Origin of the sequence: Nostoc sp. FACHB-110, assembly GCF_014697425.1 — a bacterium.
Classification (GTDB): domain Bacteria; phylum Cyanobacteriota; class Cyanobacteriia; order Cyanobacteriales; family Nostocaceae; genus Nostoc_B.
On record NZ_JACJRU010000082.1, the window covers coordinates 1 to 8,375 of the forward strand.

At 40.0% G+C, this 8,375-nt stretch carries 4 protein-coding genes and 1 pseudogene; 3 read left to right on the forward strand and 2 right to left on the reverse strand.

The window, feature by feature from the left end; translation table 11 throughout:
• Positions 1-485: 485 nt before the first annotated feature.
• The gene (locus H6G69_RS34615) at positions 486-611 is read right to left on the reverse strand and encodes a hypothetical protein (protein ID WP_277883511.1); all 126 of its coding nucleotides are present in this window, start codon (positions 609-611) and stop codon (positions 486-488) included.
• A 545-nt stretch (positions 612-1,156) separates the two neighbouring features.
• Here H6G69_RS34615 and H6G69_RS33130 point away from each other — a divergent pair.
• The 3 genes from H6G69_RS33130 to H6G69_RS33140 all read left to right on the forward strand — a co-directional run bounded on the left by H6G69_RS33130 (position 1,157) and on the right by H6G69_RS33140 (position 5,253).
• A complete protein-coding gene (locus H6G69_RS33130; protein WP_190693958.1) occupies positions 1,157-2,917 on the forward strand; it encodes a thiamine pyrophosphate-dependent enzyme in 1,761 nt (586 codons plus the stop codon).
• A gap of 13 nt (positions 2,918-2,930) precedes the next feature.
• The gene (locus H6G69_RS33135) at positions 2,931-4,070 is read left to right on the forward strand and encodes a 3-oxoacyl-ACP synthase III family protein (protein ID WP_190693959.1); all 1,140 of its coding nucleotides are present in this window, start codon (positions 2,931-2,933) and stop codon (positions 4,068-4,070) included.
• 196 nt (positions 4,071-4,266) lie between these two features.
• Positions 4,267-5,253, forward strand: a complete 987-nt coding sequence (locus H6G69_RS33140; protein ID WP_190693960.1) for an SGNH/GDSL hydrolase family protein — start codon at positions 4,267-4,269, stop codon at positions 5,251-5,253.
• A 22-nt stretch (positions 5,254-5,275) separates the two neighbouring features.
• Here the strand turns inward: H6G69_RS33140 and H6G69_RS33145 are convergent.
• Positions 5,276-8,269: pseudogene (locus H6G69_RS33145) on the reverse strand (pentapeptide repeat-containing protein); the annotation flags it as partial.
• Positions 8,270-8,375 lie beyond the last annotated feature (106 nt).

Genomic DNA, 8,375 nt, shown 5'->3' on the forward strand with positions numbered 1-8,375 from the left:
ATCGGCACGACCTTAAACGGGCGCAGAGGACAGGTAAGACTGGTTCGCCAGCACAGTCCGGTGAAGCGTCAAGAATCACCGCACCTTTAGGTCGGTGAGTATGTCAAAGTATTGGTATTACCACGATCAGCATTAACATTTGTTGTCAGCACTACCAATCCAACTAGAACAACAGCCAAAAAACGTTTTGCCTGAAGACTATGAATTAAAGAACTGATGTGAGAAAATGTTCTAGAGATTAATCCTATCATGACTAGACTGTACTCCATTATTTTTACGTTTTGAGAACTCCTTGGCTGGCTAGAATCTAGATATTATTAGGGAAATTAAGTCAAATTCCAACTTAATTCTCTAGCCAATTAGCTCTTTTTCGCACATAACCAGAGTATCTGTAAAAATATCAGTGTTCCTCTAGCAGAAGTCAGAGGTTATTTCTCTCCAAGAGAAGCATATTTTAATTCACACGACCCAACATACAAGACTATTTAATTGGTCAAATATCTATCTACAGAAGTATTGCGATCGCTATATGAATCTGGTTTGATTTCCAAATTTACTTGTGTGGTGCGCGAAGCACGATCAGCAGAAAGTAAAGCATGGGGAGGAGCCACTACATTGTTTTGGTTGGCAAAGTTCTAGCAAATAGCATTGGGGAATAGAAAAGATACATAATATGGGTCTACTGATTTCGTAAGAATTAAGCACCTAGGAGTTAGAAGTCAGAATTTAGAATTATATAAATAGAATAAATTAATTAATTTATAAACTATTCCTCTTCATTCTTTAACCCTTCTGAATCCTGAATCATGGCTCCTGACTACTTACCTGATTTCTTTCCCAAATCAAATATTAATCCTAGAGAATCTATTCTTAATTAGTTTAACTTATGACTAGTAAAAATAAATTTTTATGACGTTAATACTCAATGTAAGAATCAGGTTTGATTATTGAATTTAATTGCATCGGTAGGCAACAGGCAAAAATAATCAATACATACTGAGTTTTTTTCAATCAAATATGAGTCCTATATGATTAATACCTCAGTAAAAAAATAATCATAATTACTCAATGAAAATAAATTTAAAAACCAATTTATTCAGTTAAAAATGTGAGATAATATTATCTAATCTAGGGTTTATTTCTAAAGTAAATTTATATGAATATTGAAATCAAAAAAATCAAGGAAGATACTAATGAACAATTAAATTCACATGAAAAATTATGTCAGAGTAGGTCATTGATAGTAGGTTCAGTAGCAGAAGCAATAGTCAAAGTCCTAGAAGATATAGGAGTAGAATACGCTTTTGGAGTATCAGGAGGAGCGATCGCTCCTATGTGGGCAGCCCTAAACCGCAGTTCTGTGCAAGTACTTCACTTTCGTCACGAAGCAGGAGCCGCTTTTGCCGCAATAGAAGCTCACTTTGCCAGCGATCGTCCTATTGTCGTTTTTACCACCACAGGCCCAGGAATTACTAACGCACTCACCGGTGTATTAGCCGCTCGCTGGGAAGGAGCCAAAGTAATTTTAATATCAGCCGCAACTGCCACATCACAACGGGGACGTTGGGCTTGCCAAGAAACTAGCACCTACACAATGCCCAGTGCAGGAATTTTTACATCCGGTGAAATATTTCATTATGCAGCCACCCTCGAATATGGTGAGCAACTGCCAGAGATTGCCGATAGACTAGCTCTTGGCATAGCCCAACCAGGAGGTTTTGTCGCTCATATCAGTATTCCCACAAACATCCAAACCAGTCCTTTTACAAGCCTATTACCTCAAGTCAATGTAGTATTTCCCCCCGCCTTCACCATCAGTGCGGACACCATTCAAGAATGCGCGCGATTGTTATCTGAAGACTCATTTGCTATCTGGGTTGGCTTTGGAGCGCGCAATGCAGTAGCAGAAATTCACCAACTAGCCGAAACAACAGGCGCAGCAGTCATGTGTTCGCCTCGTGGCAAAGGCATTTTCCCTGAGGATCATCCTCAATTTGTAGGTGTTACTGGCTTTGGTGGGCATGATTCAGTGTTGCGATATATGCACAATCAACGTCCGAAACGCATTTTAGTACTAGGAACACGCTTGGGAGAGTTTACCAGTTTTTGGAACCCGAATATGATTCCCTCTGAGGGTTTTGTGCATATCGATATTGACCCCCAAGTTCCTCGTAGTGCATATCCGTCTGCTGATACTATTGCCATTCAAGCTGATATCCGAGAGTTTCTCAAGGCATTACTGAATTATTTGCCAGCAAAGTCCGTAAAATTAAACAACATAGGGCTATCTCAACCGAGGAATCATCTGATTCAACCACGAGATTTTGGTTTAGTCAGGCCTCAGTTACTGATGAAGATGATTCAAGAAGCGATCATAGATGGTAGTAAAGCACTAGTAATGGCAGAGTGTGGTAACTCTTTTGCTTGGGCAATTCACTTTCTAAAATTTAATACACCCAACCGTTACAGAATTAGTAATGGATTTGGCGCAATGGGGCATTTTGTCACAGGTGTGGTAGGTGCGGCCTTAGCACGGCATAAAAAAGCAGTAGCGATTGTCGGCGATGGAGCCATGCTGATGAACAACGAAATCAGTACAGCCGTCAAACATCAAATTCTAGCTGTTTGGATTGTCCTCAACGATGGACGCTACAACATTTGCGAACAAGGAATGACTTATTTAGGGTTTAAAGACGTAGATGCAACCATTCCCCCAGCAGATTTTGTCAAGATAGCTCAAGGGATGGGTGCAGATGGGATTCGAGTGGAAAAAGAGACTGAAATCAAAGCAGCATTGGAACAAGCACTCTCCGCAAGTGGGCCATTTGTGGTTGATGTAATTATCGACCCTACGGAAATTCCCCCAACCCAAACTCGTAATCAAAGCTTAATTTTACAAGGCGCTACAAATTATTAATAGGAAATCAGAAATGGTACTTTCTCCAGTCGGTATTCGCTCAATAGCCTTAAGCCTTCCCAGTATTAAACGCACCAATGATTATTACATAGAAAAATACCCTCAATTATTTGCTCAAGCTGAACAAAAGAGTTTGGCAAAGCTGTTTTCCCTGGCTGGTGCTACACCCAAGAATGAGTTTGACTTGGAGATGAAGCCCTATCTCTCAGATCCCTTTCGTGGTACTGTTGAACGATGGGTGCTAGGGACTGGTGAATCATCTCTTTCTCTAGAAGAGCGCGCAGCCAGAGAAGCTCTCCATGCAGCCAAGCTTTCTCCTGATGAAGTGGAACTGATGATAGTTGCCTCAGTCTGGCCTGAACAAATAGGATTTGGTAATGCCGCCTTCCTGGCGCGCCAATTAGGTTTGCAAGGTGCAGCTTGGAATGTTGATGCAGCATGTGGAGTTACACCAGTTTTATTACAAAATGCTTGTGCTTTAGTCCGAGCAGGAGAGTATAAAAATGTTCTCGTAGTCATCTCCTGTACGTATTCTCGCTTTTTTGATGAAAATGATACTCTCTCATGGTGTATAGGTGATGGAGGCGGAGCTTTTGTAGTCGGCTCCCTTGAACCAAACCAAGGAATCTTAGGAACTAAGACAATTAACACTAGTATTTTATGTGACAGTCTTTTTTCTCAAATTAGTGAAGATGAACTTGGCAATCTCCGAATTCGGATGCAGATTGAAAAAAGTGCAAACAAGCTCTTCCGCGAAACATCCGCAGATTTACTACTTACCTGCTGCCAGGGTGCTGTTAATGCTGCTGGTGTAACTCTCGATCAAATCGACTGTTTTCTTTTCCATACAACAAGTGCTTGGTTTGCCAATTTCTGCACACGCGTTTTAGGTATTGAACCAAACCGTACTATCAATCTCTATCCGCAGTATGCAAACTTTGGGCCAGTAATTACTGTTGCCAATATGTACAATGCTGCACAAATAGGCAAAATTCAAGAAGGCGATTTGGTATTAATATATGGATTTGGCGTTGCTGGTGCGGCTTCTGCGAGTGTGATGCGCTGGGGTAATGTGGCACTAGGCTCTGATCCTCTCCAAGAAAATAATTCAACAGTGACAAATTCAGAAACAGATACACCCCTTTCTTGTTAGAATCTCTAGGTAGCTTTTTAGCATATTTAAAACTTAACAGGAAACAAAGAATAAGGAATTCTTAACGCGACTGTCTGCGGTGGAGGGCTGTCACCCCACCAAGACTTTCCGTCTCTAGACTCAAACCCAAGGGTGGGGAGAGGAAACGGACGAACTGTTGCTTGTTACCTGTTCCCTCTCCCACAGGAAGTTAACAATGCAAAAACAAACTTTCGCCACTGGGCTGTTTCTTTTATCTCTCTTATTTCCGCTTAAAGTCTCCGCACAAAATTATGAAGACATTTATATATTCGGAGATAGTTTCTCTGATACAGGCAATGTCTTTAATGCCACAAATCGATTTCCTCCACAACCCTACTTTAATGGACGTTTTTCCAATGGCCCTGTTTGGGTAGAGTATCTTGCATCGGATCTAGGATTAACATTCAAGCCAAACAATAACTTTGCTTATGGTGGTGCGACTACAGGATATCAAAATATTGGGCTATCCACTTTACCAGGATTAAAACAACAAATTGACCACTTTACCGCCGGAAATCAGTCTGCTAATCCGAATGCTCTGTACATTTTATGGGCAGGTACCAATGATTATATGAATGTTTTTTTTGGTGGTATTCCTAACCCTAGCCAGACAACCTCAAATTTATCAGCAGCAGTAAAATCGCTCGCTGCTGTGGGTGCTAAAGATATTATGGTAGTTAATCTACCAGACTTAGGCAATTTCCCAGTCACTGGTGGTGATAAAAACATTTCCAGTTTACTTAGCAGTTTTACCTCTGCCCATAACTCAAGCTTGAGTGCCAAGATAAACTCTTTGAGACAGCAACTAAATCCTGATATAAATATTCGCTCTCTTGATGTTAATTCTCTATTCAATAGAATAATTGCTCACCCAGAAGAATTTGGCTTTACAAATGTCCAAGATTCTTGTGTTGGCAGTTTATCAGTAGTACCCATAAACATTCCGACTCAGCCAATTGATTGTACTCCCGATCAGTTTTTATTTTGGGATCAAATTCATCCGACAACTGCTACTCATAGGCTCATAGGAGAGTTAGCATTTTCAGCATTACAGTCAAAATCTGTAACAGAATCTTCTGCTGTATTAGGAATATTATTGTTTGCTGCATTAAGTAGAGTTTCAAGGCGAAAAAGTCAAAAACTACAATCCCGAGCAAAGTGAGATTGGAAACTTAGGTTTTTATCTATAATGTTACTGCTCCTAAATGTTTGAGAGAAGCTCTCTGAGCTTGAGTAAGACCTGTAACTTCAGTAATGTTAACGCCTTCGTATGGTCTCTCATTTTTAAGAGTTTTTATACATTTGTAGGTATCCAAATCCCAAAGCTTAATAGTATCATCCTGACTACCACTAGCTAAAGTACAGCCATTGGGACTGAAGGCAACTGACCAAACTAATTGTGTATGTGCTTCCAACGTTTTCAGGCATTGACCACTGCTAATATCCCAAAGCTTGACTGTATTATCCTCACTACCACTTGCCAGCATTTTACCATCTGGACTAAAAGCTGCGGAGTAAACGGAACTAGTATGTCCTTTTAAAGTTTGAAAGCATTCCGCAGTTTTAGCATCCCATAACTTTATTGTTTGGTCACTGCTAGCGCTAGCTAATATATGACCATCTGGACTATAAGCAATTGACCAAACTAAGTCATCGTGTTCTTTCAATGTCTTAAAGCATTGTCCAGTTTTTACATTCCATAGTTTTATGGTTTGGTCAATACTAGCACTGGCTAAAGTTTCACCGTTACGGTTAAAGGCGACAGACCATACCTTATCACTATGTCCCTTGAAAATATGAATGCATTGTCCGGTGCTGACATTCCATAATCTCGCTGTATGGTCATCGCTACCACTAGCAATTATCTGACCATCTGGACTAAAGGTAACTGATGTCAGCCAATTACTGTGTCCCCGCAATGTTTTTAAACATTGTCCACTGCTAACATCCCATAACTTTATAGTTTGATCTTCACTGCCACTGGCAAGTAATAAGTTATGAGAACTGAGGCTGACAGATGTAACACGATGACTATGGCCGCGTAAAGTTTTGATACATTCACCAGTGTCAGCATTCCATAACTTAATCACTTTATTACCACTGCCACTGGCAAGGATGTGACCATGAGAACTGAAAGTTACACTCCAGATTCCACTACTATAACCCTGTAAGGTCTTCAGGCATTCTCCGCTCTTAACATCCCACAACCTGACTGTTTGGTCACTACTACCACTAGCAATCATTCGATTGTTTGAATGAAAAATAACAGACCAAACTCTGCTAGTATGTCCCCACAGTGTGGCTGTACAATGACCTGTAATTACATCCCACAGCTTTACTGTTTTGTCATCGCTGCTACTTGCTAGTACAGTACCATCTGGACTAAAGCTAACTGAATATACACAGTCAGTATGTCCTTGTAAAGTTTTCAAGCATTGACCAGTATTTATATCCCACAACTTTACTGTTTGGTCATAGCTGCTGCTAGCTAAAATTTGACCATCGGGGCTGAAGCTAACTGACCATATACCACTTTTATGTCCTTGTAAAGTTTTCAAGCATTGACCAGTATTTATATCCCATAACTTCACGGTTTGGTCATGACAGCCACTAGCCAAAATTTGGCCATTTGGACTCAAAGTAATAGACGAGACTCGACTACTATGCCCTAGTAAAGTTTTGAGGCATTGACCAGTAGTAGTATCCCAAAGTTTCAGTGTTTGGTCTTCACTTGCACTAGCCAGTATACGACCATTCGGGCTGAAAGCAATTGACCAAATGCCTCCATTATGACCATTTAATCCATTTAATGTTGCCAAACATTGCCCTGTCTTAACATCCCAAAGCTTAACTGTCTGATCCTTGCCACTACTAGCAAGAATCTTGTTATCAGGACTGAAGACGACTGACCACAACCAATCTGTATGTCCTGTGCAAACAAGCAGTTGTTTACCATCAACAACTTGGTATAGGCAGACCTGACCATAGCTATCCCCAGTAGCTAAGAGTTTTCCATCTGGGCTGAATGCGACTGAATGAATACCTCCAAGGGTTTCGGCAAAAACACACTTGTCTAAATCAGCGTGAGTAAAATCTACATTGTGTAAATTGACATTCCGCAAATCTGCTTGCCAAACAACTAAATTAGAAAAATCATAGCCGCTTAAATCTGTTTCTAGATGACACAGAAGGTTAAGAATATTACCTGCTGTATACCCTGGTTCTAGGGGAGATTCTGCACGTAAATGGGTTAATATCTGGGTTAGTTGCTGTTTGATAGTTTGTCTATTTTTGAATATATTGAGCAAGCCATCTATGACGGGTTTGATGATGAGGCGCGCTTGAGTGTCTTTAATATAGTCTTTACCCGTTGCCTTAATTAAAGCATGATTTCTGAATATATCAAGATTTTGAGTATGAATTTCTTGACATATTTGTTCGATTAATCTGGTGGTGACATATTCCATAATCACCGGTTGGATGGTGAAGAGGGACTCGTTTTTTTTGAGTGTTGGTGTAGCTTTTTCAATTAGCGATCGCCTCAACAAAGACTCCAGTGCTTCTAGTAATTTGGCTTGTGGTAAGGGTGAGACAATATCTGAACGCAATTCTGACAATGTGATTGGTTCTCGGTTAATTGCTAACCAATACATTAGCTCTTTTTCTAATTTTGATAAGCGTTCAAACTGCTGCTCTAAAACATCATATATTTCTCCAAAAACCACAGTATCTTGCTGTAAAAATTCAGTTATATTACCATCAAAAATATCTTGAATTGTTGTGGACACTATCTTGATTGCTAAGGGATTGCCACCATACTGTTCTATCATTGCTTGACATTCATCTTCGGTAGCTGAGATTCCCTTAAGTTTTAATATTTCCTTACCTTCTAGTAAATTTAATCCACCTAATACTACAGAACGTACAGGTAGAGTTTCTCCTTCTAAAAAAGCTATTTCTTTAGGTTTTTCCCGACTAGTGATTATTAAGCAACTCTGGTGATTAGCTTCTCCTATCCGCTTGAACAATTCACCATAACCTTCATATCCTTCTCGATAAATTCCTGTGCGAGTTCCCCCGCGCAGAATTGACTCAGCATTATCAAGTATTAGTAAACAGCGATTATTTTGCAAATACTCTATGAGGCGAAATATTCTATCGCTGAAGTTTTGAGGTAATACCAATTAAAAATGAAGCTGCATATAATGGAGAAAAGCAAACTTGGTAAGTTAACCCAACCATGAGCCGTCCATTTAAAATTGCGATCGCCGAGAGTGAAGAGGA

What these genes read in the sequence shown, in the direction of transcription:
- H6G69_RS33130 (WP_190693958.1), top strand. Translation starts at nt 1,157, where the DNA reads ATGAATATTGAAATCAAAAAAATCAAGGAAGATACTAATGAACAATTA.
- H6G69_RS33135 (WP_190693959.1), top strand. Translation starts at nt 2,931, where the DNA reads ATGGTACTTTCTCCAGTCGGTATTCGCTCAATAGCCTTAAGCCTTCCC.
- H6G69_RS33140 (WP_190693960.1), top strand. Translation starts at nt 4,267, where the DNA reads ATGCAAAAACAAACTTTCGCCACTGGGCTGTTTCTTTTATCTCTCTTA.